At 71.4% G+C, this 26,734-nt stretch carries 25 protein-coding genes and 1 tRNA gene; 5 read left to right on the forward strand and 21 right to left on the reverse strand.

The genetic code is table 11. The features are described 5' to 3' along the window. Window positions 1-120: 120 nt before the first annotated feature. The 13 genes from ISG29_RS14075 to argS form a co-directional block, all read right to left on the reverse strand. Window positions 121-651: a hypothetical protein gene (locus tag ISG29_RS14075; RefSeq protein ID WP_194504081.1), complete on the reverse strand. Its 531-nt coding sequence runs from the start codon at window positions 649-651 to the stop codon at window positions 121-123. Window positions 652-764: 113 nt separating this feature from the next. After that, window positions 765-1,907, reverse strand: a complete 1,143-nt coding sequence (locus ISG29_RS14080) for a glycosyltransferase family 4 protein (RefSeq protein WP_194504082.1) — start codon at window positions 1,905-1,907, stop codon at window positions 765-767. Between the two features lie 8 nt (window positions 1,908-1,915). Then, window positions 1,916-2,608 (reverse strand): L-threonylcarbamoyladenylate synthase, encoded by a 693-nt coding sequence (locus ISG29_RS14085; protein ID WP_194504083.1) that lies wholly within the window; start codon window positions 2,606-2,608, stop codon window positions 1,916-1,918. 4 nt (window positions 2,609-2,612) lie between these two features. Then, entirely contained in the window at window positions 2,613-3,455 is an 843-nt protein-coding gene (gene prmC, locus ISG29_RS14090) for a peptide chain release factor N(5)-glutamine methyltransferase (RefSeq protein WP_194504084.1), read from the reverse strand. Next, window positions 3,452-4,528 (reverse strand): peptide chain release factor 1, encoded by a 1,077-nt coding sequence (prfA, locus tag ISG29_RS14095; protein WP_194504085.1) that lies wholly within the window; start codon window positions 4,526-4,528, stop codon window positions 3,452-3,454. Before prfA ends, prmC begins: the two co-directional genes overlap by 4 nt. Before the next feature lie 95 nt (window positions 4,529-4,623). Beyond that, a complete protein-coding gene (gene rpmE / locus ISG29_RS14100) occupies window positions 4,624-4,848 on the reverse strand; it encodes a 50S ribosomal protein L31 (protein ID WP_194504086.1) in 225 nt (74 codons plus the stop codon). Between the two features lie 116 nt (window positions 4,849-4,964). Then, window positions 4,965-5,342 carry a response regulator transcription factor gene (locus tag ISG29_RS14105; RefSeq protein ID WP_194504087.1) on the reverse strand — a complete coding sequence of 126 codons (378 nt, stop codon included), beginning with the start codon at window positions 5,340-5,342 and terminating at the stop codon, window positions 4,965-4,967. A 161-nt stretch (window positions 5,343-5,503) separates the two neighbouring features. Further along, window positions 5,504-7,261 carry a transcription termination factor Rho gene (gene rho, locus ISG29_RS14110; protein ID WP_328829195.1) on the reverse strand — a complete coding sequence of 586 codons (1,758 nt, stop codon included), beginning with the start codon at window positions 7,259-7,261 and terminating at the stop codon, window positions 5,504-5,506. 136 nt (window positions 7,262-7,397) lie between these two features. Beyond that, entirely contained in the window at window positions 7,398-8,327 is a 930-nt protein-coding gene (thrB, locus tag ISG29_RS14115; protein ID WP_194504088.1) for a homoserine kinase, read from the reverse strand. A 5-nt stretch (window positions 8,328-8,332) separates the two neighbouring features. Then, on the reverse strand, window positions 8,333-9,424 hold the full coding sequence (gene thrC, locus ISG29_RS14120) for a threonine synthase (RefSeq protein ID WP_194504089.1): 1,092 nt from the start codon (window positions 9,422-9,424) through the stop codon (window positions 8,333-8,335). Further along, entirely contained in the window at window positions 9,421-10,713 is a 1,293-nt protein-coding gene (locus tag ISG29_RS14125; RefSeq protein WP_194504090.1) for a homoserine dehydrogenase, read from the reverse strand. Before ISG29_RS14125 ends, thrC begins: the two co-directional genes overlap by 4 nt. Continuing rightward, a complete protein-coding gene (gene lysA, locus ISG29_RS14130; RefSeq protein WP_194504091.1) occupies window positions 10,710-12,116 on the reverse strand; it encodes a diaminopimelate decarboxylase in 1,407 nt (468 codons plus the stop codon). The genes ISG29_RS14125 and lysA overlap by 4 nt, the downstream gene beginning before the upstream one ends. Window positions 12,117-12,126: 10 nt before the next feature. Continuing rightward, the gene (argS, locus tag ISG29_RS14135) at window positions 12,127-13,827 is read right to left on the reverse strand and encodes an arginine--tRNA ligase (RefSeq protein ID WP_194504092.1); all 1,701 of its coding nucleotides are present in this window, start codon (window positions 13,825-13,827) and stop codon (window positions 12,127-12,129) included. Between the two features lie 125 nt (window positions 13,828-13,952). Here argS and ISG29_RS14140 point away from each other — a divergent pair. Then, window positions 13,953-14,025: transfer RNA gene (locus ISG29_RS14140), tRNA-Arg, on the forward strand. Window positions 14,026-14,245: 220 nt separating this feature from the next. Here the strand turns inward: ISG29_RS14140 and ISG29_RS14145 are convergent. Beyond that, a complete protein-coding gene (locus tag ISG29_RS14145) occupies window positions 14,246-15,928 on the reverse strand; it encodes an HNH endonuclease signature motif containing protein (protein ID WP_194504093.1) in 1,683 nt (560 codons plus the stop codon). A gap of 531 nt (window positions 15,929-16,459) precedes the next feature. Beyond that, window positions 16,460-18,115, reverse strand: coding sequence for a bifunctional NAD(P)/FAD-dependent oxidoreductase/class I SAM-dependent methyltransferase (locus tag ISG29_RS14150; protein ID WP_194504094.1), 1,656 nt, complete (start codon window positions 18,113-18,115; stop codon window positions 16,460-16,462). Between the two features lie 66 nt (window positions 18,116-18,181). On the opposite strand from ISG29_RS14150, the gene ISG29_RS14155 reads away from it, so the two are divergent. Further along, entirely contained in the window at window positions 18,182-18,736 is a 555-nt protein-coding gene (locus ISG29_RS14155) for a helix-turn-helix domain-containing protein (protein ID WP_194504095.1), read from the forward strand. A 291-nt stretch (window positions 18,737-19,027) separates the two neighbouring features. Here the strand turns inward: ISG29_RS14155 and ISG29_RS14160 are convergent, their stop codons facing one another. Further along, a complete protein-coding gene (locus ISG29_RS14160) occupies window positions 19,028-20,509 on the reverse strand; it encodes an RNB domain-containing ribonuclease (protein WP_194504096.1) in 1,482 nt (493 codons plus the stop codon). Between the two features lie 21 nt (window positions 20,510-20,530). On the opposite strand from ISG29_RS14160, the gene yaaA reads away from it, so the two are divergent. Beyond that, window positions 20,531-21,307 (forward strand): peroxide stress protein YaaA, encoded by a 777-nt coding sequence (gene yaaA, locus ISG29_RS14165; RefSeq protein ID WP_194504097.1) that lies wholly within the window; start codon window positions 20,531-20,533, stop codon window positions 21,305-21,307. A gap of 78 nt (window positions 21,308-21,385) precedes the next feature. Then, window positions 21,386-21,838, forward strand: coding sequence for a hypothetical protein (locus ISG29_RS14170; RefSeq protein WP_194504098.1), 453 nt, complete (start codon window positions 21,386-21,388; stop codon window positions 21,836-21,838). 14 nt (window positions 21,839-21,852) lie between these two features. On the opposite strand, the gene ISG29_RS14175 is transcribed toward ISG29_RS14170, so the two are convergent. Genes ISG29_RS14175 through ISG29_RS14190 form a run of 4 tightly spaced genes read right to left on the reverse strand, consistent with a single transcriptional unit; the run spans window position 21,853 to window position 24,693 of the window. Beyond that, window positions 21,853-22,530, reverse strand: a complete 678-nt coding sequence (locus ISG29_RS14175; RefSeq protein ID WP_194504099.1) for a histidine phosphatase family protein — start codon at window positions 22,528-22,530, stop codon at window positions 21,853-21,855. Next, a complete protein-coding gene (locus ISG29_RS21720; protein WP_456237967.1) occupies window positions 22,527-23,270 on the reverse strand; it encodes a zinc ribbon domain-containing protein in 744 nt (247 codons plus the stop codon). Before ISG29_RS21720 ends, ISG29_RS14175 begins: the two co-directional genes overlap by 4 nt. Window positions 23,271-23,311: 41 nt before the next feature. After that, window positions 23,312-24,469, reverse strand: a complete 1,158-nt coding sequence (locus ISG29_RS14185) for a Nif3-like dinuclear metal center hexameric protein (RefSeq protein WP_194504100.1) — start codon at window positions 24,467-24,469, stop codon at window positions 23,312-23,314. A gap of 38 nt (window positions 24,470-24,507) precedes the next feature. Next, window positions 24,508-24,693 carry a hypothetical protein gene (locus tag ISG29_RS14190; RefSeq protein WP_194504101.1) on the reverse strand — a complete coding sequence of 62 codons (186 nt, stop codon included), beginning with the start codon at window positions 24,691-24,693 and terminating at the stop codon, window positions 24,508-24,510. A 54-nt stretch (window positions 24,694-24,747) separates the two neighbouring features. Here ISG29_RS14190 and ISG29_RS14195 point away from each other — a divergent pair, with 54 nt between their 5' ends. Continuing rightward, the gene (locus tag ISG29_RS14195) at window positions 24,748-25,071 is read left to right on the forward strand and encodes an antibiotic biosynthesis monooxygenase family protein (RefSeq protein ID WP_194504102.1); all 324 of its coding nucleotides are present in this window, start codon (window positions 24,748-24,750) and stop codon (window positions 25,069-25,071) included. A gap of 62 nt (window positions 25,072-25,133) precedes the next feature. Here the strand turns inward: ISG29_RS14195 and ISG29_RS14200 are convergent, their stop codons facing one another. Then, window positions 25,134-26,693, reverse strand: a complete 1,560-nt coding sequence (locus ISG29_RS14200) for an AMP-binding protein (RefSeq protein WP_194504103.1) — start codon at window positions 26,691-26,693, stop codon at window positions 25,134-25,136. Window positions 26,694-26,734: the final 41 nt, after the last annotated feature.

Raw genomic sequence — 26,734 nt, forward strand, 5'->3', positions numbered from 1 at the left:
TGGCTACGGGTCGGGATCCGCTGCTGACTTCTGGTTGGACTCGGCCGGAGCGACTCTGGATGAGGCCAGGGCCGGTGCTCCTCGGGGTCATCGCGCTCGGACCATAGCAGTGATCCCCCGTCATCGCGCATCCGCCCGGACGGTCTCGGAACCGACGCCAGAGGTCGCTCGCCGAGCCTCGCCGACGGCGGCGACGCCAGGCTCCTCGAAGGCCGGGATGCGCAGCCGGACGAAGCCGACCGTGTGCCCGACCATCCAGCCGAAGGCACCCGCCGCGACCGCGCCCGCGAGCCATCCGCGAGAGAGCGTGCCGTCGAGCAGGGTGCTGCCGTCGAGCGTCGCGAACGCGACGAGCAGGGCGCCGGCCTCGAGGGTGAACACACCCAGGGCCACCGCGAGCGAGAGCTCGGGGAACCGCGCGGCGGTGGCGTTGACCACCACGGCGCCGACCACCAGCACCGCGAGCACCAAGCCGCCGCCCACGAGGGCTCCGCCGGCACCGGAGCCGCCGGAGACGGCGGTGCCCACCGCGAGGACGAGCAGCACCGCGACCAGGGCGGCCGAGGCGGCGACCAGCAGCGGCGTCCCTGGACGGGAGCGCGGCCCGGCGGTTGCCCGGTTCGTCGCGTTCATCGCAGTCGGCGGCCTCATCGTCGAAGTCGGTCGGAGCGTCGTTCTGATCGGTTTCTCAGGTGCTCGTGAAAGTTATCACAAGCGTTTCGGAGGGGCGCAACTGGAACGTTCAACCGACCCACCGTGCGCGGTCACGGGGACTCGAGCATGCGCGGACGCCGAGCGATGGGCACCACGAAGGTCAAGGTGATGGTGAGCACCGTGCCTACCGCCAGCGACACCAGCACGAGCGGACCGGAGTAGAGGCTGGCGAGCACGGCACCGAAGGCGACCAGGGCCGCCCACAGCCACATGATGAACACGGCTCGTCGCTGGGAGTGCCCGATCTCGAGCAACCGGTGGTGCAGGTGCTGCTTGTCGGGCGCGAACGGCGAGCGCCCCGCGGCGGTGCGCCGCACCACGGCCAGGACGAGGTCGACCAGCGGCACGATGAGGATCGAGATCGGCAGCAGCACCGGCAGGATCATGGGCGCCAGGCCGGGTCCGCTCGAGGCCTGGCCGGCCGCACCGCCCGAGAAGCTGGCCTGGTTGAGCTGTCCGGTCAGCGTGACGGCGCTGGCCGAGAGCATGAGGCCGATGAGCATCGACCCGGAGTCGCCCATGAACAACCGCGCCGGGTTGATGTTGTGGGGCAAGAACCCGGCGCAGGCGCCGGCCAGGGCGGCGCTGAGCAGCGCTGCGGTGGTGTTGCGCGGTTCGCCGGTCAGCACGGTGAGCGTGTAGCAGAACAAGAAGAAGGCACTGGCGCCGATCCCGACCACACCGGCAGCGAGGCCGTCGAGGCCATCGACGAAGTTGACGGCGTTGATCGTCGCCACCACGAGCACGCTGGTGAGCAGGGCGCGCTGCGCGGCGTCGAGGGAGAAGATGGTGCCGTCGGGCATCGTGAACCAGTTGATCTGCACCTTGAAGGCCACCAGGAAGCCCGCGGCCAGCAGTTGGCCTCCGAGCTTGGTGAGGGCGTCGAGCTCGAAGATGTCGTCGAGCACGCCGACCGCGCAGATCAGGGCTCCGGCGAGCAACACCACGCCCGCGTCGCGGAACACGAACGGACCCGCGTCGGAGAGGAACGGCAGCTCGCGAGCCACCAGGTAGGCGGCGACGAGACCGCCCAGCATCGCGAGCCCGCCCATGTACGGGATGGGCTCGTCGTGTACGTCGCGGTCCCTCACACGGGCCACGGCACCGGTGCGCAGCGCGATCTCGCGCGCGATGACGGTGAGCAGATAGGTGACCGCGGCCGCGACCAGGAAGACCAGGAGGTACTCGCGCACGGGGAGGCTCAGGCCTCCTCGGCAGGTGCGGGATCCTCGGCCGGCTCGGTCTCCGTCGTGAGCGTGGCCCCCAGGGGCTCGAGCACCTCGTTGAGCCGCTCCAGACTGAGGGCGCCCAGGCGCAGGATGCGCCCCTGGGAGCCGGTCACGTCGACGATCGTCGAGGCCTCACCTCCGGGCGCGGGGCCGTCGTCGACCAGGACGTCGACCTCCTCCCCCAGCATCCGCTCCGCCTCGTCGGCGTCGGTGGCCGCGGGTTGACCGGTCCGGTTCGCCGACGACACGGCCAAGGGGCCGGTGCGCTCGAGCACCTCGCGAGTCAGGTCGTGGTCGGGCATCCGGACGGCGACGGTGCCGCGGGTCTCACCGAGATCCCACTGCAACGAGGTCTGCTGGTGGCACACGATGGTGAGGGGGCCCGGCCAGAAGGCCTCGACCAGCGCCCGCGCGTAGCCGGGCACCTTGACCGCCAGGGCGTCGAGCGTCGTCGCGGCCGAGACCAGCACGGGCGGCGGCATCTCACGGCCGCGACCCTTGGCCCGGAGCAGCGCCTTGACCGCGGAGGAGTCGAAGGCGTCGCAGGCGATGCCGTACACCGTGTCGGTCGGGATGACCGCCAGGCCGCCGCGCTGGAGCGTCAGGCTCGCCGCCTCGATCGCACTCTCGCGGTCGTCGTCGTTCGAGGTGCCGTATCGCTGCATGGGGTCATCGTGCCAGCCGCGCCGTCGTGAAGCGCGGACGACCGGCCAGGTCGTCGTGGTCGCGCACCTCGCGCCACCGTGCTGAGGACGCCAGCACGGCCGGCGCGCTCTGGCCCTGTACGTCGGCGTGCTCGAACCCGAGCACGCCTCCGGGGCGGAGCAACCGGGAGGCGTGGCGCTCCAGCAGCCGGATCGCGTCGAGCCCGTCGCCGCCCGAGAACAACGCGAGGTGCGGATCGTGGTCTCGCGCCTCCACCACCACCGACTCCCACGCCTCCAGGGGTACGTAGGGCGGGTTGCAGACCACGATGTCGACCTGGCTCCGCAGATCCTCGAAGGCATCGAACGCGTCACCGAGACGCAGATCGACGCCGGTGTCGGCCAGGTTCCGCTCCGCCCAGGCGTGTGCCGCCGGATCGAGCTCGACGGCGTGCACCCGGGCGTGCGGCACCTCGTGGGCGATGCTGCGGGCGATGGCTCCCGAACCGGTGCAGAGGTCCACGACCACGGGGCGCTCGAGGCCCATCGCCTCCTCGATCGCCCAGCCGGCCAGCAGTTCGGTCTCCGGGCGGGGCACGAAGACGCCGGGGCCGACGTCCAGCTCGACGTACCTGAACGCGGCCACGCCGGTGAGGTGCTGGAGCGGCTCGCGCGCCTCGCGCCGCGAGATCAAGACCTCGAAGGCCGCCGCACGATCGGCGGCCACGTCATCGAGCAGCGGCAGCCGGCCGCGCGAGATGCCGAGCACGTGCGCGAGGAGTTCGGCCGCGTCGGCCCCGGGGCTGGCCACGCCCGCCACGGCGAGACGCTCCTGCGCCGCGCGCAGCAGGGCGCGTGCCGCGGTCACTGCTCCTCGAGTGCGGCCAGGCGGGCCGCCATGTCGGCCTCGATGCAGGAGGTGAGCACGGGGCCGAGGTCGCCGTCGAGTACCTGGTCGAGGTTGTAGGACTTGTAGCCGGTCCGGTGGTCGGAGATCCGGTTCTCGGGGAAGTTGTAGGTGCGGATGCGCTCGGAGCGGTCGACCGTGCGCACCTGGCTGCGGCGCGCCTCGCCGGCCGCGGCGTCGGCCTCCTCCTGCGCCGCGGCGAGCAGCCGCGAGCGCAGGATGCGCATCGCCTGCTCGCGGTTCTGGAGCTGGCTCTTCTCGTTCTGGCAGGAGACCACGATGCCCGTGGGGACGTGGGTGATCCGCACGGCCGAGTCGGTGGTGTTCACGCTCTGACCACCCGGACCGGACGAGCGGAAGACGTCGATGCGCAGATCGTTCTCGTCGATCGTGACGTCGACCTGCTCTGCCTCCGGGAGCACCAGGACGCCGGCGGCGCTGGTGTGCACGCGGCCCTGGCTCTCGGTGACCGGCACCCGCTGGACGCGATGTACCCCGCCCTCGAACTTCAGCTGCGCGAACGGCGCCTCACCGGGCGCGGGCGTGCCCTTCGCCTTCACCGCGACGGTGACCGACTTGTAGCCGCCGAGGTCGGACTCGGCCGAGTCGAGCACCTCGACCGACCAGCCGCGGGCCTCGGCGTAGCGGGAGTACATCCGCAGCAGATCGCCGGCGAACAGCGCCGACTCCTCGCCGCCCTCGCCCGACTTGATCTCCAGCAGGGCGTCCTTGTCGTCCGCCTCGTCACGGGGCACCAGGAGACGGCGAAGCTTCTCCTCGGCCTCCTCACGCCGGGCGAGCAGCTCGTCGACCTCGTCGGCGAACGAGGCGTCCTCGGCCGCCAGCTCGCGCGCCGCCTCGGCGTCCTCCCCCAGCGTCGTCCATTCTCGCCACGTGTCGACGATGGCCGACAGCGCGGCGTAGCGCTGGTTGAGCCGCTTGGCCAGCCGTGCGTCGGCGTGCGTCTCGGGCTCGGCGAGGCGACCCTCGATCTCGCGATGCTCGGCGAGCATGCCCTCGACGGCCTCGAACACTGCTGGCTCCTGACGGTGGTTCCGAGTGCGGACAGACGACGAGCGCCGGCCACGCCGACCCCTGTGGTCGGCGCAGACCGGCGCTCGCAGCGAAGCTACTTCTTGGCCTGCTCCTTGGCCTTGGCGTAGCGCGCCTCGAACCGGGCGACGCGACCGCCGGTGTCGAGGATCTTCTGCTTGCCGGTGTAGAACGGGTGGCACTGGCTGCACACGTCGGCGCGGATGGTGCCGGCGGCAGCGGTGCTGCGGGTGGTGAACGTCGAGCCGCAGGTGCAGGTGACCTGGGTCTCGGTGTACTCGGGGTGGATGTCCTTCTTCATTTCTTCCTCTCCTTGGGGCGCCGGGTCGCCGACCGCCGGGAGGGCGGACGCACGTGAACCGGTGCCGAGACGACGATCAGTGTGCCAACACCGGCACGGCCTGCGTTAATCCCGGGTCAGACCGAGGTGGCGCGGCTGAGCAGCGCGGCGACGCGGGAGCCGAGCTCACGCGGGCTGAACGGCTTGGTGATGTAGTCGTCGGCACCGGAGTCGAAGCCCATCTCGACATCGGACTCCTGGGCCCGTGCGGTGAGCAGGATGACCGGCAGATCGGCCAGTGCCGGCTCACCGCGCAAGGCCCGGAGGGCTTCGAGGCCGGACACGCCCGGCATCATGACGTCGAGCACCACGAGGTCCGGGCGCGCACTCTGGCAGGCCCGCAGGGCCGCGGCTCCGTCAGCCACGGACGTGACCTCGTGCCCCATGCTGGAGAGCTTGAACTCCACCAGTTCGCGGATGTCGACGTCGTCGTCGGCGATGACGATCTTCGCCACGACCCCTCCTTGCTCCGACCTTGCTCGGCGTGGCCTTCCACGGGCCACCGCTGCGCACGTCAGCCTAGACGGGAGCAAGGGCACGAGGTCCTGGAACACCAGAACCGATTCTCCACTCCTCGGCAACGGTTCAGCAACAAGCAACCTACGAGCAGGCGGGACTAACGCACGAGACGCAGCAGCTCGGCGTTGGAGGTCGTCGCCCGGATCCGCTCGACCAGACCCGTGGTGCCCTCGGCGAGCACCGAGTCGCGCAGCGCCGTGCGGGCCACGATGGCATCCGGCTCCAGGAGACGCTCGACCAGTCGGGTACCCGAGGCCGCCACGTCGACCCGCGGGCCCGGCGCCTGGAGTCGCAACGTCGTGGTGGCGGTACTCCGCAGCTCCTCGAGCACCACGCCGTCGAGGATCGAGTCTTCACCCGCCGTGGCCGTCGCGACGATGGTGAGTGACCCACCCTCGGCCACCCGGCGGGCCGCACCGAAGAACTGCTTGACCGGCGGCAGAGCCGTGGAGTCCAGCCCGCCCGGCAGCGCCCTACCGCCACCGTGACCGGAGGTGTTGTAGGCACGCGCGAGGCGCGTGAGACCGTCGAGGAGCAACACGACGTCCATCCCGAGCTCGACCAGACGCTTGGCGCGCTCCAACGCGAGCTCCGCAGCCACCGTGTGGTCCGCGGGCACGCGGTCGAAGGTCGACACGATCAGCTCACCACGCACACTGCCGCGCAGTTCGGCGACCTCCTCGGGGCGCTCGTCGAGCAGCACCATCATCAGGTGACTGCTCGGCGCCGTGGTCGCCACCGACGACGCCAAGGACGCCAACAGCGACGTCGCACCCGCTCCTGGCGGAGCCACCACGAGCGCCCGCGACCCGGCACCGATGGGTGCGATCAGGTCGACCCCGCGACCCCACAGATCCTCGGACCCGGTCTCCAGGTGCAGCCAGGTCGTCGGGTAGGCCGCGGTGAGCGCCTCGAACTCGGGCCGGGTGCGAGCGGCGTCCGGCTCGGAGCCGTTGACCGTCTCGATACGCACCATCGGGTTGAACTTCTCCTTGCGCTCGCCCTCTCGGGGCTGGCGCACCTGACCCGTGACCGCGTCGCCACGTCGCATGCCGTACTTGCGCACCATCGACAGCGACACGTACACGTCGTCAGGCCCCGGCAGATAGCCACTGGTGCGTACGAAGGCGTAGTTGTCGAGCACGTCGAGGATGCCCGCTGCGGGCACGAGCACGTCGTCCTCGAGGACGGTGGTGTCGACCTCACCACGCCCCCGAGTGCGGTCGCGGTCGCGGCCCCTCCGGCGCCGATTGCGACCCCGCCCCTCGTCGTCGTCGTCGTGCTGACCCTGAGCCGGCTGGTTGCTCTGGTTGTTCTGGTTGTTCTGCTGGTTGTCCGACTGGGTCTTGCCCTGCTCGGCCTGACCGCCGGACTTGCCCTGGTTCTTCTGTTGGTTGTTCTGCTGCCCCTTGCCCTGCCCGGACTGGGCCTTGGTCTGCTTGTCGGGCTGCTGGCCCTTGCCCTGCTGGGGCTGGTCCCGCTTGGGCTGGTCCTGCTGGGGCTGGTCCTGCTGGGGCTGGTCCTGCTGGGGCTGGTCCTGCTGGGGCTTCTCGGCCCGGGACGGGTTCTGCTTCGGCTGCTCGACCTTCGGCTGCGCTGCCTTCGACTGCTCCGACTTCGGCTGCTCCGACTTCGATTGCTCCGACTTCGACTGCTCCGATTTCGACTGCTCCGACTTCGATTGGGCATGCCGATCCTGCAACCCGGTGATGGCTTCGACGAGTTGGGCCTTCTTCATCGAGTCGGCGCCGGCGATGCCCATGCCATTGGCCATCGCCTTGAGATCGGCGACGAGCATGCCGTTGATACCCCCTCCGCGCTTGCGAGCAGCAGGGGCTTGAGTCGAATCGGTCACGAGAGTCCTTCGAGGATGACGAACGTGTTGCCCGCCCAGCGGGGCCGCCGGGTCCAGATCGACCACGGCTCGCTCGGAGCGTATCAGCCCGACCGGCCGGCAGGGCTGGTGGCGCGCTGCGGGAGTGCACGCACCACTAGACGACGAGGGCGCCGCGCAGGTCGACCGCCAATCTCGTCGCCCACCAACCGTCGGGAGCGGTGTCGAGCACGCGCCGTATCCCCACCTCGTCGGCCGCATCGACGAAGGCCAGCACCGTCGGCCCGGCGCCCGACACGATCGCCGGCACCCCCTCGGCCCGCAGTCGGTCGATCAGGGCCAGGGATTCCGGCATCGCGGGGCGCCGGTACTCCTGGTGCAGCACGTCGCGCGTGGCGCGGAGCAGCTGATCGGGGCGCGCAGTGAGCGCCGCCACGAGCAGGGCTGCTCGGCCGGAGTTCGCAGCGGCGTCGGCGTGGGGAACCTCGGCTGGCAGCAGCCCGCGCGCGGCCTCGGTCGACACAGGGGTGGGCGGGACCAGGACGACGACTCCGATCCGGGGGTCGACCGACCCTCGGATCGCAAAGAAGTGCGGCTCCTCCCCCGCCGGCACCTCGTCGGCGCCGGCCACCACGAAGCCACCGAGGAGGGCGGGCGCGACGTTGTCGGGGTGACCCTCGATGCGCGAGGCGAGATCGACCAGGGCGTCGTCGGGCAGGCGCGCCGCACCGTCGGTCACGAGTGTCCGCGCGAGCACCAACCCGCCCACGATCGCGGCGGAGGACGAGCCCAGGCCGCGCGCGTGCGGCACGACGTTGTGGCAGGTCAGCCGGAGGCCGGGTGGTTGCTCCCCCAGCACCGTGAAGGCGGCGCGCATGGACCGCACGACCAGGTGCGACTCGTCGAGGGGCACCGTTCCCTCGCCCGCGCCCGTGACCTGCACCTCGAGACCCGAGGCCAGCACCTCGCCCTCGAGTTCGTCGCGCAGGTCGAGCGCCAGCCCCAGGGTGTCGTAGCCCGGCCCGAGGTTGGCCGAGGTCGCGGGGACCGAGACCCGCACTGGTCCGTCGACGAACACGGGAGCCACCGGCGTCAGCCCAGGCCCGCGGCCTTGGCCGCGGCGTGCACGTCGGCGTCGACCACCGTGTCGACGATGCCGGCACCTCCGCCCGCGAACGCCTCGAGCGCGGTGGCGGTGTCCTTCAGGCCGTGACCGGTCACCGTGATGACCACGGTCGAGCCCGTGTAGTCCTCCCCCGACTCGAGCTCCGCGAGGAGGCCCGCGATGCCGGCGGCCGACGCAGGCTCGACGAACACGCCGTCCCGGCGGGCGAGCTCCCGCTGTGCGGCGAGGATCTGCTCATCGCTGACCGCGGCGAACCGACCCTCCGACTCCTTGGCCGCCTGCTCCGCCAAGTGCCACGAGGCCGGGTTGCCGATGCGGATCGCGGTGGCCTTGGTCTCGGGGTCGGGGAACGGCTCGCCGGTGACCAGCGGGCTCGCGCCCTCGGCCTGGAATCCGCGCATGACCGGGCGCCTGGTCGTGCGCCCCAGATCGAGGTACTGGGTGTAGCCCAGCCAGTAGGCCGAGATGTTCCCGGCGTTGCCGACCGGCAGCAGGTGGTAGTCGGGTGCGTCGCCGAGCATGTCGCAGATCTCGAACGCCGCCGACTTCTGGCCCTGGAGACGCACGGGGTTGACCGAGTTGACCAGCGCCACCGGGTACTCGGCGGCGAGGCCGCGCGCCATCGCCAAGCAGTCGTCGAAGTTGCCGCGCACCATGATCACGCGACCGCCGTGGATGATCGCCTGCGCCATCTTGCCCGCCGCGATCTTGCCCTCGGGTACGAGCACGAGCGGGGTCAGCCCCGCCTTGGCCGCGTAGGCCGCCATCGACGCCGAGGTGTTGCCCGTCGAGGCGCACACGACGGCCTTCGCGCCCTCGTGCTTGGCGACCGAGATCGCGGCCGTCATGCCACGGTCCTTGAAGGAGCCGGTGGGGTTGTCCCCCTCGACCTTGAGGTGCACCTGGGCACCGGTGAGGCCGGAGAGCCACTCCGAGGCCACCAGCGGGGTGCCGCCCTCGCGCAGCGTGACGGCCGGAGTGTCCTGCGGGATCTCCAGCAGTTCGCGGTACTCCTCGATGACGCCGCGCCACTGACGGGTGCCCACCTGCGTGTTCATTCCGCTCCTCCCTCGACGCGCATCACCGAGGTCACCTCACGCACGGACTCCAGTTGCTCGAGGTGCTGCATGGTCTCGCGCAGCTGCGCGTCGGTGGCCTCGTGAGAGACGACGACGAGCTGGGCGTCGTCGCCGCGACCTTCCTGCCGCAGGTTCTGGATCGACACGCCGTGCTCGGCGAAGGCCATGGCCACCTGCGAGAGCACGCCGACCTTGTCGTCGACGTCGATCGCGACGTGGTAGCGGGTCACGGTCTCGCCCATCGGCAGCACCGTGAGGTCCGCATGGGCCGACTCGCCCGCGCCGGTCGTGTGCGCGAGCCGGTTGCGCGCGATCGTGACGAGGTCGCCGAGCACCGCGGACGCCGTGGGCGCACCGCCGGCACCGGGGCCGTAGAACATCAGCTGGCCGGCCGCCTCGGACTCGGTGAACACCGCGTTGTAGGCCTCGCGCACCGAGGCCAGCGGATGGCTGCGCGGGATCATCGCCGGGTGCACCCGCGCGGAGACCCCGCGTTCGCCGTCCGGGCCGGTGCGGAGCTCGCAGAGGGCGAGCAGCTTGACGACGCAGCCAATGTCTCGCGCCGAGGCGACGTCGCCGGCGGTGACCTCGGTGATGCCCTCGCGGTAGACGTCGCTGGCGCTCACGCGCGTGTGGAACGCCAGCGAGGCGAGGATGGCGGCCTTGGCGGCGGCATCGAACCCCTCGACGTCGGCAGTGGGGTCGGCCTCCGCGTAGCCGAGTTCCTGGGCCTCCTCGAGCGCCTCCTCGAACCCGGCACCCGAGGTGTCCATCTTGTCGAGGATGAAGTTGGTGGTGCCGTTGACGATGCCGAGCACGCGGCTGACGTTGTCGCCGGCCAGCGACTCCCGCAGCGGCCGCAGGATCGGGATCGCCCCGGCCACTGCTGCCTCGTAGTAGAAGTCACGCTCGGCCTTCTGCGCCGCGTCGAAGAGGGTCGGACCGTCCTCGGCCACGAGCGCCTTGTTCGCCGACACCACCGAGGCGCCGCCCTCCAGGGCGGCCAGGATGAGCGAGCGGGCGGGCTCGATGCCGCCGATCACCTCGACGACGAGGTCGACGTCGTCACGGCGCACGAGCGCGTCGGCGTCCGTGGTCAGCAGGCCCTCGGGCACCTCGACCTCACGGGCCGCCTCGAGCCGCCGGACGGCGACCCCGGCCAGCTCGACCGGGGCGCCGACGCGCGCCGCGAGCTCGTCGGACTGCTCCAGCAGCAGGCGCACGACCTGGGATCCCACCGAGCCACAGCCCAGCACGGCCACCTTCATCGCTCATCACCCACATCGGTCGCCAACAGGTCGTCCTCAGTCTCGCGCCGCACGATCACGCGTGCCACTCCGTCCCGCACTGCGATCACCGGGGGGCGCAACGCGTGGTTGTAGTTCGAGGCCATCGAGCGGCAGTACGCGCCGGTGCCGGGCACGGCGAGCAGGTCTCCGGCGGCGATGTCTCCGGGCACGAACTCGTCCTTGACCACGATGTCACCGGCTTCGCAGTGCTTGCCCACGACCCGGCCCAGCACCGGCGGCGCCTGCGAGGCACGTGAGGCCAGCGTGCACGAGTAGTCGGCGTCGTAGAGCGCCGTGCGGATGTTGTCGCTCATGCCACCGTCGACGGAGACGTAGGTGCGCACCGCCCCGGCGTCCAGCGTGACCGGCTTGACCGTGCCGACGGAGTAGAGCGTGCAGACCGACGGCCCGACGATGGCGCGGCCCGGCTCGACCGAGAGCTGCGGGACCGCGATGCCACGGCCTCGACACTCCTGCTCGACGATGCGAGTGATCCCGGCCGCGAGGATCGCGGGCTCGGCGGGTTCGTCCTGGGTCGTGTAGGCGATGCCGAAGCCGCCGCCGAGATCCATCTCGGGCATGACGACGTCGAGCTCGGTGGCGACTCGTTCGTGCAGCGCGAGCACGCGCCGCGCGGCGACCTCGAAGCCGGAGGTGTCGAAGATCTGGCTGCCGATGTGGGAGTGCAGGCCCTGGAGGCGCAACCCGGGCGCGGCGAGCACACGGAGGACGGCCTCGAAGGCGTCGCCGGCGTTGATGGAGAACCCGAACTTCTGGTCCTCGTGCGCGGTGGCGATGTACTCGTGGGTGTGTGCCTCGACGCCGGCGGTGACGCGCACCATGACAGCGGCGTCGCGCCCGAGCTCGTGGGTGACGGCGGCGAGCCGGTCGATCTCGTCGAAGGAGTCCACGATGATGCGGCCCACGCCGAGGGTGACGGCGCGCTCGAGCTCGCCGAGGCTCTTGTTGTTGCCGTGGAAGCCGACGCGCTCCATCGGGAAGCCGGCCCGCTCGGCGACGGTCAGCTCGCCTCCGGAGCAGACGTCGAGGTGCAGACCCTCCTCGGCGATCCACCGGGCGACGGCGGTGCAGAGGAACGCCTTGCCGGCGTAGTAGACGTCGTAGCCGGCGAACCCGTCGCGGAACGCCCGGGCCCGCGCGCGGAAGTCGTCTTCGTCGAGCACGTAGGCCGGAGTGCCGTGCTCGACAGCGATACTGCCCGCCGGCACTCCCGCCAGGGTCAGGACGCCGTCGCGCTTCTCGGCGTGGTGCGACCACAGCTGCGGGACCAGCGCGTTGGGGTCGCTCGGCTCGCGCAGCCAGGCGGGCCCGCGCAGGGCTCCGGGCGCGTGCGCCCAGCCCGCCTCGTGGGTGTGGCTCATCGCTGCCCGCTCACATCCGCTCGGGCGCGGTGACGCCGAGCAGGGTCAGACCGTTCGACAGCACGGTGCGGGCGGCCAGCGTGAGCACGAGCCGGGCGTCGTTGACCGGCCCGGCCGGCTCGTCGCCCTGCGGCAGCATCCGGCACTCGCGGGTGTCGTACCACTTGTTGAAGACCGCCGCGGTCTCCTCGAGGTAGCGCGCCACCCGGTGCGGGTGCCGCAGCTCGGCGGCGCTGGCGACGACGCGCGGGAATTCCGCCAGCGCCCGGAGCAGCTCGCCCTCCCGCTCGTGGCTGAGCAGTGCGGGGTCGAAGCCGGCGACGGCGTCCTCGACGCTCATCCCCAGCGCCGTGGCGTTCTCGACCATGCGGCAGCAGCGCGCGTGGGCGTACTGCACGTAGTAGACCGGGTTGTCGTTCGAGGCCTTGGTGATCTCCTCGATGTCGAGCGTGAGCGGCGAGTCGGCCGGGTAGCGCGCCAGGGAGTAGCGCAGCGCGTCGGTACCGATGTCGTCGATGAGCTCCTCGAGGCTGACGATCTCGCCGGCACGCTTGGAGAGTCGGACCTCTTGATCTCCCCGCATGATCTTGACCAGCTGACCGATCAGCACCTCGAGGGTCTGGTCGGGGTCGTCGCCCGCGCAGGCGGCCATGGCCTTGAGCCGGCCGACGTAGCCGTGGTGGTCGGCGCCGAGCAGGTAGAGACAGCGGTCGAAACCGCGCTCGCGCTTGTTGACGTAGTAGGCGGTGTCGGAGGCGAAGTAGGTGAGCTCGCCGTTCGAGCGGATGAGCACGCGGTCCTTGTCGTCACCGAAGTCGGTGGTGCGCATCCACAACGCACCGTCGGCGTCGAAGAGGTGGCCCTGGGCCCGCAGCTTCTCCAGGCCATCGGCGACGTCGTTGCCCTCCTCGCCCGCGTGCAGCGAGCGCTCGGAGAACCACACGTCGAAGTGGGTGTTGAACCGCTCCAGCTGCTCCTGCTGGCTGTTGAGCTGCAGCGCGTAGGCCGCCTCACGGAAGGCCTCGAGCCGCTCGGCGGCGTCGAGCTCGAGGATGCCGGGGGTCGTGGCGACGACCTGCTGGGCGAGCTCGGGGATGTACCCGCCCTTGTAGCCGTCCTCGGGCACGGGCTCACCCAGGGCAGCCGCCTCGACGGAGGCACCGAAGAGGTTCATCTGGTTGCCACGGTCGTTGATGTAGAACTCGCGCGTCACCTCGGCACCGGCCGCCTCCAGCACGCGGGAGATGGCGTCGCCGACGACCGCCCACCGGGTGTGGCCCAGGTGCAACGGACCCGTCGGGTTGGCGGAGATGAACTCGACGTTGATGCGCTGCCCGGTCAGGGTCTGCGAGCTGCCGAAGCCGTCTCCGGCCGCGACGACGTCGGCAGCGACCTGGCCCTGGGCCGCGGCCGCGACGGTGATGTTCATGAAGCCGGGGCCGGCCACCTCGACGTCGGCTATGCCGCCTTGCTGCTCCAACCGGGCGCTCAGCAGTTCGGCCAGGGCGCGGGGGTTGGTCGTCGCACCGCCGACCTGCGCCCTCTTGACCAACTGCATCGCGATGTTGGTGGCGTAGTCGCCGTGACCCTTCTGGCGGGGTCGCTCCACCGTCACGTTCGTCGGGACGCCACCCTCGAGGGTCAGCGCGCCCTCGTCGGTGAGCGTCGTCAACACGTCGACGATCGCGGTGGAAAGCTGCTCGGGAGTCACCCCGTCAGCCTATCGACGCACCTCCCCGGCCGACGAACCGATACAGCGGGGCTGGTTCTCGGGCTGGGATTCGGTGGCCCGCGCGGGCAGTTGTAGGGTGACGCCGCGCGCATCGCTTGGCGCATGCCTCCGTAGCTCAGGGGATAGAGCACTGGTTTCCGGTACCAGGTGTCGCAGGTTCGAATCCTGCCGGAGGCGCCCATCGGCCGGTTCCGCCACAGCCATGGCCATCGACACCCGTCGCGGCCGGGGTGAGGCAGACGCTGCGGCAGCACGCCGAGACTGCTCGACATGATCCCGCGGTTCTTCGAACACCAGGACGGCATCACCACCACTGGCGCGGTGGTCACGTTGATCGGATTCGTGATCGTCCTGGTCGGCGCCTACCTCTACGCGCGCAACAAGTAGGTTCTGCGGCTCAGGTGAGGTGCTCGGTGCCGTCGGGGTCGACCAGGAAGTGTCGGCCGTGCGGTGAGGTCCAGAGGTAGAGCCCCGGGCGGACGCGGCGGTAGCGCCAGCGTCTCTGGTTCTGGCTGGGGTGGGTTTTCGCGCGGTGGTGGGTGCGGCACAGCGGGGCGAGGGTCTCGGTGCTGGTCTGGCCGGGTGGGCCGCCGTCGGACGTGGGTACGTATTCGTCGATGTGGTCGAGGTCGGCCCGCATCGCGGATCGTTGGCAGAAGGGGAAGGCGCAGGTCTGGCGCTGCTCGGTGACTCGGTAGGCGATGCGGTCGGGGATCTCGTAGGCGTCCACGCTGATGGTCTCGGTCAGGTCCACGACAGGCTTGACGATGACCTGGGTGTCGGGGTTGCCGGCCCAGGTGGCGACCTGGGCGGCGGTCACCGTGGCCCGATGGGCACCGGTGTCGGTGGAGACGCGGGCCAGGTGAAGGCCCAGAGCACCGGTGGCCGGGTCCACCTGCACTGATTGTGGGTCGGTGGCGGCGTGGATCGCTGCGGCCGAGAGGCGCACGTGCAGCACGAGCTGCCGTGCGGGGACGACTGCGGGGACCGTGGTGGGGAGCGTGGTGGGTGGGGGTGGTTTCGACACGCCTTCGCCTTCGGCATCCGGCGGCTCAACCACCAGCAAGCCCGGTGGTTGAGCCGTGAGGCCGTCCACGGCCGAGCGCGTCGAAACCACCGGTGAGCCTGGTGCTGGTGGTTGAGCCGTGAGGCCGTTCACGGCCGAGCGCGTCGAAACCACCGCCGAGGCTGGTGGTTGAGCCGTGAGGCCGTTCACGGCCGAGCGCGTCGAAACCACACCACCGCTCACCTGACCACCGAGGTCGAGCATGGTCTGGCTCCGGGCGAGCTGCCCCAGGGCGGCGGCACGTCGTTCGCCGAGGTCCAGCGGTGAGCCGAGCGCGGACTGCTCCGCGGCGAGGTGGCGGAGGGCGTGGTCGAGATCCTCGGCATCGGCCCGGTCGAGGAGCCCGTCGAGGCGCACGAGGCCGTCGAACGCGCAGACCGCACCCTGGGTAATTGATCGCCCGGGGTCGAGCTCGATCGTCACGTGCTTGGTCGCGTGGGCGTCGGCGAGGTCGGCCTCAGCGGTTTCGGGTTCGTAGCGAGCGATCGCATCCGCGACGAGACCGTCCAGGGCCCGCAGGCCGGTCTTGTGCGCAACGGGTGCGATCATCCGGTCTACAAAGGCGGCAGCATCGGCACCGACCTTCATCGTCTCTTCGGCGATGCGGCGTACCCGCCACGGCGGCACCCGTCCGGAGGTCATGGCCTCCCACAGCAGTGGGAGGCGGAACCGGGTCTCCATCACCACACCCACGAACGCCCGACCAGACGCATCCGAGCGCCCCAGGGCGGTGGCGAGTTCGATGATCGCGAACTGAGCCACCAACGGCGTGCCCGGGCCACCGGCACCGATGAGCCGGTCACCACCCTCGACCTCATAGGCCGCCAGCAACTCATCAGTGACGACACCGAGCGGGCCACCGGCGACACAGTCGGGCACGTGGCCCTCGGCGTGCGCGGCACACCACTCCGCGGCCGCCTCCCACAGCCGGGCCTCGGCGGCCTGCGCGTCGCGTTGTGCCGACACCGCACATGCCAGCAGTCCTGCGGGCTGGGGTGCGGGCGCCATGGTCATGACCTGATTCTAGTCGAACACCTGTTCTATCGGAAGGTGTGACGGGGAACTGTGGAGAAGATGTTGCCTTGCCCGTTACGGGGTTTCGACGCGCTCGTCGCTGGCGCTCCTCACGGCTCAACCACCGGTGCGTCAGCGCCGTGTGGGGTTTCGACGCGCTCGGCCGTGGACGGCCTCACGGCTCAACCACCGGACGACGGGCTCGTCGCTGGCGCTCCTCACGGCTCAACCACCGGTGCGTCAGCGCCGTGTGGGGTTTCGGCGCGCTCGGCCGTGGACGGCCTCACGGCTCAACCACCGGACGACGCGCTCGTCGCTGGCACTCCTCACGGCTCAACCACCGGACGACGCGCTCGTCGCTGGCACTCCTCACGGCTCAACCACCGGACGACGCGCTCGGCCGTGGACGGCCTCACGGCTCAACCACCGGACGACGCGCTCGTCGCTGGCGCTCCTCACGGCTCAACCACCGGTGCATCAGCGTCGTGCGGGGTTTCGACGCGCTCGTCGGCGCCGGCTGCTCGATCATCGTCAGCCCGCCCTCCGCGCGATCAGCACCGCATCCAGGAAGGTCATCTCCTCACCGCTGCCATCACGAGCCAGCGCGGTGCGGGCACGGGTCTCGGTCGTGACCGACCACTCCTCGGCCCACTCCCCCGACGTCAGCACCGGCCCGAGCTGCTCGGCCGTGTGAGCGTGGCGACCGCGCGGGCCCTTCATCATGTCGGGGTGGTGGCCGACCACCAATAGCGTGCCACCGGGCGCGACCGCCTCGGCGAGACGACGGGTGACGTCGAGCATGCCGCCGTCCGGCAGGTGCAGGAAGTGGCAGGTGACGAGATCCCATGCCTCGCCCTCGGCCGAGAACTCGCGGACGTCGACGGCGCGCCATTCGACCCGATCGGTCAGCCCGCGTGAGTCCGCCTCGGCAGCGGCGCGGGCCCGGCCGGTCGAGCTGAACTCACAACCCGTGACCTCCCATCCGTGCTCGGCCAGCCAGAGCGCGTCGCCACCCTCCCCGCTGCCGATGTCGAGCGCGCGTCCGGGCACGAGGTCGACGGCCTCGGTGGCGAGGACGGCATTGACCTTGCCGCTCCAGACGTTGTCCCTCTGTCCGTAGCGCTCCTCCCAGGCCGGCTGCTCGAAGAACTCGGCGCGCGAGGCGGCGACGGCACGGTCGGCGTCCTCGCGCACCAGGTCCGCGTTGATCATCGCCCCGGCCCAGGTGCCGGCCGCCGCAGCATGCACCACCTGCGCCATCGGCTCGGCCACGTTGCCCGCAGCGAACACGCCGGGCACCGAGGTGGCGCCAGCCGGTGGGGTCACGGGCACCTGGGAGGCGATCCGCGCACCGGCGACCTCCATCGGCACCGCCGCGATGCCCAGGTGCTCGAGCACCTCGCTGCGCGCCAGCACCTCGGCCTGCCAGACCACGATGTCGGCCTCGACCACGCGGTCGTCATCGAGCCGGACGCCGGTCACGGCATCGTCCTCGACGAGCACCTCGACGACGCGTCCCTCGTCGAGCACCACGCCCATCGCCTCGAGCCGCTCACCCTCGTGCGGGTCGGGCAGCCCCGCCTCGGCCACCGCGGGGTCGACCAGCAGCGTCACGCTCTGGCTCCACTGCCGCCAGAGCAGGCCGGCGTGCCCCGCCATCGGACTGGTGCCCACGACCACGATCCGCCGGTCGGCCACCTCGTAGCCGTGGCAGTAGGGGCAGTGCACGACATCGCGGCCCCACCGCTCGCGCAGCCCCGGCACGTCGGGCAGCGCGTCGGATGCTCCGGTGGCGACCAGCAGTCGTCGCGTCGTGACCTCACGGCTCCCCGACTCCGCCTCGACCCCCACCACGAAGCCGATCGCTTCCTCACCCCACGCGCGAACCGACGCCACCCGCCCCTCGATGGTCTCGCCGCCGTAGCCCGCGACCTCCGCGCGCCCCGCGGCATAGAGCTCCGAGGGAGGCGTGCCGTCGCGGGTCAGGAAGTTGTGCACGGCGTGCGCGGCGGCGTTGCGCGGATCGCCGCTGTCGACCACGAGCACCCGCCGACGGGCCCGCGCCAGCGCCAGCGCTCCCGACAGCCCGGCCGCCCCACCTCCCACGATCACGGCGTCGTAGTCGGCGTTCGGCCTCGGGATGTCGAGGGGTGCATGGGGCTGGCTGTGCGCGTGCTGGTGGCTCATGTCCCCAGCGTGACCCCTCCCCGCTGCGAGCGCAAACAACTTTGCCGTTATGGCAAAGTAGGCACTATGACCTCATCCTCGCTCGATCAGGTAGGCCCCCGGCTACGCCAGCTGCGACTCGAGCGCGAGGCCACGTTGGGCGACGTGGCCGCCGAGACCGGCATCTCGATCAGCACGCTGTCGCGACTGGAGTCAGGTGTTCGACGTCCGACCCTCGAACTGCTGCTGCCGCTGGCCCGCACCTACCGAGTGAGCCTCGACGAGCTCGTCGACGCCCCCGAGACCGGCGACCCGCGCGTGCGACTCAAGCCGATCCGGCGGCACGGCCGCACGCACATCCCCCTCACCAAGCGGCCGGGCGGGCTCCAGGCCTTCAAGATGATCCTGCCGGTCGAGCCCGGGCCAGCCGAGCAGACGGTGCACGAGGGCTACGAGTGGATGTACGTGCTCTCGGGTCGGGTGCGCTTGACGCTCGGAACCCGCGACCTGACCCTCGAGCCGGGCGAGGTGGTCGAATTCGACACGCGCACCCCGCACTGGGTCGGAAACCCAGGCCCGCATCCCGCCGAGGTGCTGGCGCTCTTCGGCCCCCAGGGCGAACGGTTCCACGTGCGCTCGTGAGAGTCGTCTTACCGGTCCACTCTCCACACACATTCCACACCGCGAACCGGCGGTCTAGACCGGTGGCGAAAACGGGCGCGGCGCTGCTTTCACCACCACTCTCGGTGTGACACCGTTCCGTCCAGCGGGTCACTTCCGGGGGGAGGTTGCTCGTTCACTCTCGGACCTTCAGACGTCGCGAGGGTGCTGGAGGCCCCGCCGCTCCCACACCGGCGGGGCCTTCCCTTTCTCCGGCGCAACGGGCCTTCCGGCTCCCGCATCTGGCGCCGCACCTGGCCCTCCGCGCGCGGATCAGGCGGGCTCGAAGCGGACCCGCCGCTGCTCGACGTCCGCCTCGACCAATCGCACGCGCAGGTCGCTGCCGAGGGTGAGCGGATGCCCCTCGGGCGCCTGCACACGTCCCTCGACGGCGGGCTCGGCGATCACGATCTGGCCCCGCGTCCCCGACTCGTCGACCTCGACGACGACCGCGTCGAACTCGCTGCCGACCTGACCGTCGAGCACCCCGGCCTCGACGAGGTCGAGGATCCCGCGCTCGTACTGTCCCGCGCGCCGGGCCGACGCCTTCAACGTCTCGGGCAGGCCGGGCAGGGCGTCCAGTACCCAGCCGGGCACGTCGGTGCCGGCACACAGGGCGAGGCAGATCTCGCCGGCGTATCGGTCGCCCAGACGACGCAGCGGTGCCGTGACGTGGGCGTACTCGGTGGCCAACGCCGCATGCATCGGCTGGGCGGGCAACTCGCCGTCGAAGGCGACGTACCCGCTCCCGCGCAGCAGGCGGGTGCAGGCCACCACCATGGCCGCGTGGGCGGGCTCAGCAGGATCGAGGGTGCGCACGAAGTCGGGGTAGAGCATCTCCGCCGGCCAGTCGATGCCGAGCGCGCGGGCCGTACGGTGAAGCCGCTGCACGTCGGCCGGGTCCGCGGGCGGCAACGTGCGCAGCAGTCCGACGCGGGCATAGACCATCATCGCCGCGGCGGCGAACCCGGTGAGCAGCGAGATCTGCGCGTTCCAGTCCTCGACGGGCAGCCGCGCCCGGTGCTCGAGGTGCCAGCGGCGGCCATCGACCACGACCTCCTGCTCGGGCAGCGGCAGCGAAACCCCGCCGCGCGACGCTTCGCGTTGCAGCCTGAGCGGGCCGAGCTCGGCGAGCACCCCCAACGTCTCGGGGCCGGTACCGGCCTCGATGTGGGCGTGCGCCTCCTCGTAGGTCAGTTGCACCACGGAACGCACCAGCGCCCGCTCGACATGGGAGTCGGTGCGCTCGCCGTGGGCGTCCATGCGGATCGTCCAGAGCAGGGCCGGGCGCACTTCGTCGGGCAGCAGGGACGCCGCCCCCTCGCTCAGCCCGGGCGGGTGCAGCGGCAGCTTGGAGTCGGCGCCGTAGAGGGTCTCCCCCCGCTCGTGTGCCTCGACGTCGACAGCATCGCCTGCCCTCACGAACGCGGCCACGTCGGCGATGGCGTAGTGCACGACGAAGCCGGCGTCCGGGCCCTCGCCGTCACGCGCGAGGTGCATGGCCTGGTCCAGATCGCGCGCGCCCTCGGGGTCGATGGTGAGGAACGGCAGGTCCGTCCGGTCGAGCGAGGGCAGACGCGGCGAAGCCGCGGCGGCCTCCGCTGCCACGGTCACCTCGGGCGGGAAGGCCGCCTGCACCCCGAGCTCCTCCTGGAGCGCCTGCACGCCGGCGCGCAGGGCTCGCGCCGGAACCGACTCGTCGTCCGACTGCTCGCCGAGGCGAGGCCGGACCCGGACCACGGGGTGCGACGTCATACCGGCACCATAGCCAGCACCATGCTGATCCTGCTCCCGCCCAGTGAGGGCAAGGCAACCCCGTCCCGGGGCTCCGCACTCGCCCTCGACAAGCTCTCCAGCCCGTGGCTGACCGCCGCCCGCCGCCAGGTGATCGACGCCCTCGTCGAGCTCTGTGCGGCCGACCCGGCCGCAGCCGCGGCGGCCCTGGAGATCGGCAGCACCCAACTCGACCTCGTCGACCTGAACGCTCGGGCCCACGAGTCGCCGACCGCCCGGGCCGACCGGATCTACACCGGGGTGCTCTACGACGCCCTCGACTCGGGCTCGCTCTCACCCGCTGCCCGACGTCGTGCCGCCACGCGGGTCGCCATCACGTCGTCGGTGTTCGGACTCGTGCGACTCACCGACAAGATCCCCGCCTACCGGCTCTCCGGCAACAGCACGCTGCCCGGCCTCGGTGGCGTGGCCGCACACTGGCGCGCCCACCTCGGGCCCGCCGTGCTCGACGCGCTGGGCCGCGGACTGCTCGTCGACCTGCGCTCCACCGCCTATGCGGCCTTCTGGAAGCCGACACCCGACCTCGCCCGCCGCACCGCCACCGTGCGCGTGCTGCACGAGCACCAGGGGCAGCGCAAGATCGTGAGCCACTTCAACAAGGCCACGAAGGGTCGCCTCGTGCGAGCCCTGCTGGAGGACGGCGCCAACCCCGGCACGCCGGCGGCGCTGGCGACGGCACTGCGCGACCTGGGCTGGCACGTCGAGTCGACCCCGGAGAAGTCGGGCACCCGACTCGACGTCGTGGTGGGCGAGCTGTGACCGGGTCCGGGTGTCGGCATCGACACCACGCCGCGCTCGCGGCGGAACCTCGCGGCCGTGCTGGACGTCCGAGGAACCGTGACAGCCACGCCTCGTGCCCGATTGCTTCTCGCGGCCGTGCTCGCCGCCGTCCTCATCGTCGTCCTGGCCTGGATGCGGGCCGCCGCCGACCCGCCTGTGGAGGTGGTGGGTGACTCACCGTCGCGCGAGGCGTGGAAGACCATCGAGTACGACGGCGTCCGCGTCGACGTCCCATCAGCCTGGGAACGCCTGGACATGGGTGACTGCGAGTTCCAGCTCAAGCGCTGGGCACGACCGGACTCGCCGCCGTGTGTCTTCGAGGAGGGGATCGCCTTCTACGACTCAGCCACCTTCGACCCGGCCCACGGTCCCGGCGTCGTGCGGGAGATCGGGAACCGAACTCCGACGTGGGGTGGCTACACCTACGTCGGCGAGGTCGCCGTGTACGCCTCGTACGGTGACCGCGCCCTGGTCCAGGATCTGTTGGCCTCAGCGCGGGAGGCCGGGTGAGGCAGCGCGCTCCCTCAGACCGGCACGTGGTTGAACAGACGCAGCGAGGCGCCACCCCTGGCGTCGTACCCGATCACGGTGATCGAGGCCGGTGAGAGCTCCATCCTGTAGAGCGCCTCGAGCGGCGCGCCGAGCGCGTCGGCGACCAGCAGCTTGATGGGCGTGACGTGCGTGACGACCGCCGTCGTGCCGCCGTCTCGTCGCGCGAGCAGGTGGTCGCGGGCCGCCAGCACGCGTGCGCGGGCCGAGGCGAAGGACTCCCCGCCCGGGGGCGCTACGTCGGACGACGCCCGCCAGGCCGCGAGCGCCTCGGGGTCGCGCTCGGCGACCTCGGCGAAGGTGAGGCCCTCCCAGGCACCGAACTCCATCTCCGCGAAGCCGGGATCGGTCTCGACGGCGCCGACCTCGAGCCGCGGCGCCACGTGCTCGGCGGTCTGCGCCGTGCGTCGCAGCGGGGAGGCGACGACCGCACCCGTCTCGGGCAGGTGAGTGGCCACCCAGCGGCCGGCGCGGCGGGCCTGCTCGCGCCCGTCGTCGGTCAGCGGCAGGTCGGCCCCGCCGAGACCGCCGGAGAACCGCTTCTCAAGGGTGTGCGCGGTGACGCCGTGGCGTACCAGCACGAGCGTCGCGTGCACGTTGCTCGCCGACCAGCCGCGCCGCGCGCCCCCGGCCTCGAAGGCGGCAGAGGTCACAGCCCGGACTCGGCCGTGCGGACCATGATCCGCGAGCACTCCTCGCAGCGCAGCACATCGTCGTCCGCGGCCGCCCGGATGCGCTCCACCTCGGCCGCGTCGAGGCCGAGCTGGCAGCCGCCGCATCGCCGCTGACGCACCGCCGCAGCGGCGATCCCGCCCTTGCTCGCCCGGAGCTTGTCGTAGAGCGCGAGCAACGGCTCGGGCAGGCCCTCGAGCGAGGGTCCGCGCTGGGCCTCGACGTCGACGAGCTGGCCGTCGAGGTCACCGAGCTTCTGGTCGCGGGTCGCCACGAGCCCCTCGAGCTGCTGCTCGGTCTGGGAGACCTGGTCGTTCAGCGCGCTCAACATGCCCTGCGCGGCCTCGAGCCGCTCCATGACCTCGAGCTCGTCGTCCTCGAGGTGGCTGATGCGCCGCTCGAGGGAGACCATCTCCTCCTGCATGCGCTGGAGATCCTTCGGGTTGGTGATCTGGCCGGCGTCCATGCGGCTCTGGTCGCGCGTGCGGCGCACCTTGACCTGCTCGACATCGGCGTCGATCTTCTCCTGCTCCACCGTGAGGTCGTCGACGACGATCTTGGCGTCGCGCGCCTGGTCGACGAGCTCGCCACGCGACTTCTCCAGCGCGGCGATCTCGGCCAGCTCGGGCAGCGACCGGCGCTGGTGGCGCAGCTGATCGGCGCGGGAGTCCAGCGCCTGCAGGTCGAGCAGGGCCAGCTGGTGGGTCGGGTCGGATTTCAGCGGAGGCTCCCTTGATGAGTCAGCGGTACGTCAGCGGCACGTCAGCGGTACAGGTGGGTCCAGGGGTCGGTGCGGCGCGTGCTCACCGTAACGCGCACGCGCTCCCCGAGCGCGGCCCGCAGCCGCTCGGCCACCACCGGCAGCCACGTGGACTCCGCGGCCCAGTGCGAGACGTCGACGAGCGCCGGACCGCCGGAGTGCTGCGCGTGCTCCAGGTGCTCCGAGGCGGGGTGGTGCCGCAGGTCGCTGGTCACGTAGACGTCGGCGTCGGTGCGACGCACCGTCTCGAGCAGGAAGTCGCCGGCGCCGCCGCAGAGCGCCACCCGGCGCACCGGCCGGTCGGGGTCGCCCGCCACCCGTACTCCGCCGACCGTCTCGGGCAGCACCTCGGCGACATGCTGGGCGAACGCCGCGAGGGTGGTCGGCTCGACGTCACCGATGCGGCCGGCGCCGGTCTCGGAGAGACCGGTGTCGGCCATCTCCATCACCTCGAAGGCGGGCTCCTCGTAGGGGTGCACCGCGAGCATCGCGCGGACGACGCGAGCGCGAGCGCCGCGCGGCATCACGACCTCGATGCGCACCTCGTCGACGAGCTCGGCGTCCCCGACCGTGCCGATGGTCGGGTTGGCCCCGGGCAGCGGACGGAACCGGCCCTCGCCGACGGTGGTGAACGAGGCGTGCTCGTAGTCACCGAGCCGGCCCGCGCCGACCTCGGCGAGGGCGGCGCGCATCACGTCGGCGTTCTGCTGCGGCGTGAAGACCACGAGCTTGTCGTAGGGCTCGGCCGGCGCCGGCACGAGCGGCGCGAGGTTCGTCAGGCCGAGCACGCGAGCCATGGCCTCGGAGACGCCCCTGACCGCCTGGTCGGCGTTCGTGTGCGCGGTGAGCAGGGCGCAGCCGACGTCCATGAGCCGCCAGGCCGTACGCCCCTTGGGCGTCTCCGAGGTGAACCCGTGCACGGGCTTGAGGAACAACGGGTGGTGCACGAGCAGCAGGTCGGCGTCGAGGTCACAAGCCTCCGCGGCGACGCTCGGCGCCGGGTCGACCGCCACCAAGATGTGGTGGACGTGCTCGGTCAGCTCCCCGATCGCCAGTCCGACGCGGTCCCAGTCGTCGGCGGTGGCCGGCGGGTACCAGGAGTGCACCAGGTCGACGACCTCGCGCAGGGTGGGTGCGTCGTCGTCGTCCGTTCCCGGCACCGGGAACGGCTGCGCTCGGGGCCCCGCGAACGGCCGCTTCACTGCTGGCCGGGCGGCGTGGTGAGCTGCACGGTGCGCAGCAGTCCGATCATGAACGCGAACGCCAGCACGATCATGCCGAGCTCGGCCCAGACACCGGCATGGTCGATCTCGTAGAGGGCGCCGAACACGCTCGCGCCGCTCAGCACGGCGAACACCAGGGCCAGGAGGGGCTGCTTGAACACGTGCCAGTTGTACCGCATCCGTGGGTGATCGCCTCGACGCCCTAACCTCGGGCCATGCCCGTCGTGAAGATCAACGCCATCTCCGCCCCGCCCCAGGCCCACGCGGAGCTCGAGAAGCGGTTCGCAGCCCGCGCCCACGCCGTCGACGGCGTCCCGGGGTTCCTCGGCTTCCAGTTGCTGCGCCCCGTCGCCGGCGAGGACCGCTACTTCGTGGTGACCCAGTGGGCCGACGACGCCTCGTTCGAGGCCTGGCGCGACGGCGGCGCCCGCGCCGCTCACGCCAGCGGTGCCGCCGGCGACCACCCCGAGCACCCCACCCCGGTCTCCACCGGCGCCGACCTGCTGGAGTTCGAGGTCGTGCTCGACGTGCGGGCCTGAAGGTTCACCCGTGAGCGGGTGGCACTGGCCCTCCGGGGGAAGGTTGCCTCACGGCAGCCAGATCAGTTGACCTGGCGGTCGCGGCCCTCCCAGTACGGCGCGCGCAGCTTGAACTTCTGCAGCTTGCCGGTGGCGGTGCGGGCGAGCTCGTCGCGGAACTCCACCGACGTGGGTGCCTTGTAGCCGGCCGCCTTCTGCTTGCACCAGGTGATCAGCTCGGCCTCGGTGACCTCGGCGTCGGGGGCGAGGACGACGAGCGCCTTGATCGTCTCGCCCCACTTCTCGTCGGGGACGCCGATCACCGCCACCTCCGAGACGGCGGCGTGCGAGAACAGCACGTCCTCGACCTCGATCGACGACACGTTCTCGCCGCCGGTGATGATGACGTCCTTCTTGCGGTCGCTGATGGTGAGGTAGCCGTCGTCTCCGATGACGCCGCCGTCGCCGGTGTGGAACCACCCGCCGGCCAGCGCACGCTCGGACTCCTCGGGCTGCTCCCAGTAGCCCTCGAGCACCACGTTCGATCGGGCCAGCACCTCGCCGCCGTCGCTCTCGTCGTCCGCCTCGGAGATCGAGAGGGTCACACCGAGGGCCGGCGCGCCCGCGCGGGTGAGCTTGACGGCCTTCTCCTCGGGCGAGAGACGGTCGTACTCCGCGCGGTTGCGGTTGATGGTCAGCAGCGGCGAGGTCTCGGTGAGGCCGTAGATCTGGATGAACTCCCAACCGAGCTCCTGCTCGACTCGCACCACGGTCTTCGTGGGCGGCGGGGCACCGGCCATGATGATGCGCACCTTGTCGCGACCGGGGATCGGCCCGTCCCAACTCTGGGCCGCCTCGAGCACGGCGGCGGCCACGGCGGGCGCGGCGCACATGACGGTGACTCCGTGCTCCTCGATCCGTCGCAGGATCTCGGCGCCGTCGATCTTGCGGATCACGATCTGCTTGACGCCCAGGCCGGTCATCGCGAACGGCATGCCCCAGCCGTTGGCGTGGAACATCGGCAGCGTGTGCAGGTAGACGTCGCGGTCACTCACGGTCGTGTGCATGGCGAAGGTGACCGCGTTGGTCCAGATGTTGCGGTGGGTGATCTGCACGCCCTTGGGCCGGGCCGTCGTGCCGGAGGTGTAGTTGATGCACGCGGTGGCGTTCTCGTCGTGCTCCCACGGCTGCGGCACCGCACCCTCGGGAGCGTAGATCTGCTCGTCGTCGCCGATCACGATGCGGTGCTCGGCCGTGACGTCGCGCAGTTCGTCGTCGAGTTCGGGGTCGATGATGAGCACCCGGGCACCGGAGTGCTCGACGATGTAGCTCACCTCGTCGGGTCGCAGCCGGAAGTTCACCGGCACCAGCACCCGGCCGTACCCGGCCACGCCGAAGAACGCCGTGAGCAGGCGGGCACTGTTGTGGCTGACCACGGCCACGCGGTCGCCGAACCCGATACCCATCTCGTCGAGCTTGGCGGCCTGCCGGGCGGCGAGCGCGTGCAGCTGCGCGTAGGTCAGCTCACCCTTCTCGCCCAGGGGGGCGGCCGGCTGGCTCGGCTCGTCGACCACACCGGTGCGCTCGCCGTACACCGTGACGGCGCGCTCGATGAAGTCGGAGACGCTGAACGGGACGATCATGCTTCCTCCTCGCGACATGTGATGGCGCCCACTCTAGGCCC

Origin of the sequence: Nocardioides acrostichi, from assembly GCF_015319165.1 — a bacterium.
In the GTDB taxonomy this organism is placed as follows: Bacteria; Actinomycetota; Actinomycetes; order Propionibacteriales; family Nocardioidaceae; genus Nocardioides; species Nocardioides acrostichi.

Bases quoted from the DNA above. Each gene is read 5' to 3' on its own strand.
- ISG29_RS14085 (WP_194504083.1), bottom strand. From the start codon at position 2,608: ATGCAGCGATACGGCACCTCGAACGACGACGACCGCGAGAGTGCGATC.
- ISG29_RS14200 (WP_194504103.1), bottom strand. From the start codon at position 26,693: ATGATCGTCCCGTTCAGCGTCTCCGACTTCATCGAGCGCGCCGTCACG.
- lysA (WP_194504091.1), bottom strand. From the start codon at position 12,116: ATGAGCCACACCCACGAGGCGGGCTGGGCGCACGCGCCCGGAGCCCTG.
- ISG29_RS14155 (WP_194504095.1), top strand. From the start codon at position 18,182: ATGACCTCATCCTCGCTCGATCAGGTAGGCCCCCGGCTACGCCAGCTG.
- ISG29_RS14160 (WP_194504096.1), bottom strand. From the start codon at position 20,509: ATGACGTCGCACCCCGTGGTCCGGGTCCGGCCTCGCCTCGGCGAGCAG.
- thrC (WP_194504089.1), bottom strand. From the start codon at position 9,424: ATGAACACGCAGGTGGGCACCCGTCAGTGGCGCGGCGTCATCGAGGAG.
- ISG29_RS14125 (WP_194504090.1), bottom strand. From the start codon at position 10,713: ATGAAGGTGGCCGTGCTGGGCTGTGGCTCGGTGGGATCCCAGGTCGTG.
- ISG29_RS14150 (WP_194504094.1), bottom strand. From the start codon at position 18,115: ATGAGCCACCAGCACGCGCACAGCCAGCCCCATGCACCCCTCGACATC.
- ISG29_RS14145 (WP_194504093.1), bottom strand. From the start codon at position 15,928: ATGACCATGGCGCCCGCACCCCAGCCCGCAGGACTGCTGGCATGTGCG.
- yaaA (WP_194504097.1), top strand. From the start codon at position 20,531: ATGCTGATCCTGCTCCCGCCCAGTGAGGGCAAGGCAACCCCGTCCCGG.
- rpmE (WP_194504086.1), bottom strand. From the start codon at position 4,848: ATGAAGAAGGACATCCACCCCGAGTACACCGAGACCCAGGTCACCTGC.
- ISG29_RS14195 (WP_194504102.1), top strand. From the start codon at position 24,748: ATGCCCGTCGTGAAGATCAACGCCATCTCCGCCCCGCCCCAGGCCCAC.
- ISG29_RS14075 (WP_194504081.1), bottom strand. From the start codon at position 651: ATGAGGCCGCCGACTGCGATGAACGCGACGAACCGGGCAACCGCCGGG.